The sequence below is a fragment of the Borreliella yangtzensis genome (genome assembly GCF_014201775.1).
Taxonomy (GTDB): Bacteria; Spirochaetota; Spirochaetia; order Borreliales; family Borreliaceae; genus Borreliella; species Borreliella yangtzensis.
In genome coordinates this window covers 1-1418 of sequence record NZ_JACHFG010000070.1, presented here as the reverse complement: position 1 = coordinate 1418, position 1418 = coordinate 1, and the positions used below count along the sequence as shown (strand labels likewise).

Annotated in this window: 3 protein-coding genes; all 3 read right to left on the bottom strand. The window is 32.0% G+C overall.

The window, feature by feature from the left end; translation table 11 throughout:
- Positions 1–177: DUF3890 domain-containing protein (locus tag HNP68_RS06870; RefSeq protein WP_183221735.1), on the bottom strand; the 177-nt coding region annotated here is incomplete at its 3' end.
- A gap of 19 nt (positions 178–196) precedes the next feature.
- Positions 197–1156: a hypothetical protein gene (locus HNP68_RS06865; protein ID WP_183221733.1), complete on the bottom strand. Its 960-nt coding sequence runs from the start codon at positions 1154–1156 to the stop codon at positions 197–199.
- Between the two features lie 16 nt (positions 1157–1172).
- Positions 1173–1418, bottom strand: a 246-nt coding sequence (locus tag HNP68_RS06860) for a DUF228 domain-containing protein (protein ID WP_183221731.1), incomplete at its 5' end; no start/stop codon positions are given.

The window sequence follows — 1418 nt, the reverse complement described above, 5'->3', positions numbered from 1 at the left end:
ATCAATACCACGCGTTACTAGAATAGCTTGAAGTAAAGATAAATGAAGTAGAAAATTCTGTTTACTTAACGCAAATTGATCTATTCCTAATAGCAGTAGCACTTCAGTATGAAGTTTTGTTACTAAAAGTTCTTCTTCATTCTGTTCTTGTGCTTGTAAGTCTTTTTGTTCACTCACTTTGATTTACCTTATCTTTTTAACTTTGCTTAATGTTCACTTGCAAAATAGTATTTTTAGTAGCAAGCAGTCCTCCTAAAACAAAATCAATGTATGAATGAGCAATATAGGTTGAGTCTGTATCAACTTGTTCATTCGGCATAGGCAACATGTACTTGCTAGGCTTAAATTTAATAAGCGCGGGGTTTAACGGGTAAATAAGTATTTGATGTTGTAGTAAATTTGAAGTTTCAATGTAAACATTTTTTCGATTATTAATAGCCTTAATAGCTCTAATCAAAATATCCTCCCATTTTTCACTTGTTGATGCAGCAGCTTGTCCTACTGTATATGGTTCTACCAATTTTAATGAAGTTATCGGGTCAACTATTACCATCATAGGGGTAGAAAATTTTCTGCCTAGTTCTAGCTTTGTAAGGCCCGTTTTAATTTTTTCAAATATTTTATCCATTTTGTCTTTATCGCCACTTGCAACTTCTTCTTTTATCTGTTCGGGCATATTAAGTAGTCCATACATATTAGGAAGTAAGCGTTTTTGATTTTTTCCATCTTTTTGAATTGAAACAGTTCCGGTTAGTACAAAATGATCAATAAGGTGTATAATTTCATTACTTGCAAGTACATAGGCTTGAGAAAAAGGCAATAAATTATTATTAATGTCCCCAACATATGAGTCTGAAGTGTAAAATTTTTCAGACGATTGCTTTAGGTGCCTAAATTTGTATTGTAGTCTTAAGTAATTTAGTCTAACTACTTGAGAACTAAACCCAATAGTTGAGATAGTATTAACTTCATTAGCAATCGTTGTGGGATTGGCATTTAAAAATGCATCCCATTTAATAGTTTTGTCATACCCCATCTGAAGATCAACATCTTGAATTTGTTCGAGTGAAAACCATCTATAATGTATAGGGTCTTCAACCTCCCCTATAATATTCGCTACAGCTTTTGCATAATAATTTTCATCGTATAATGACATTTAAAACCTCCTTATTCTAATTTGAGCTTTTAGCTCTATTCCCAAATACAGCCACTTTTATTAAAAAATATTCCCCATTAATTTGTTTTGCATCAGATAATGCTATTGCATTAACAATCGGCTTATTTCCCCCACTAACCTTTTCAAGAACACCGTCATTATTGAAATAAAGCTTTTCTTTTGCTTTAGGCGTTCCATCTTTTACTACTAAGTACCCTTCAAAATTATTTGTAATTGGAACAATAGTAGCAGTTTTGCTAAA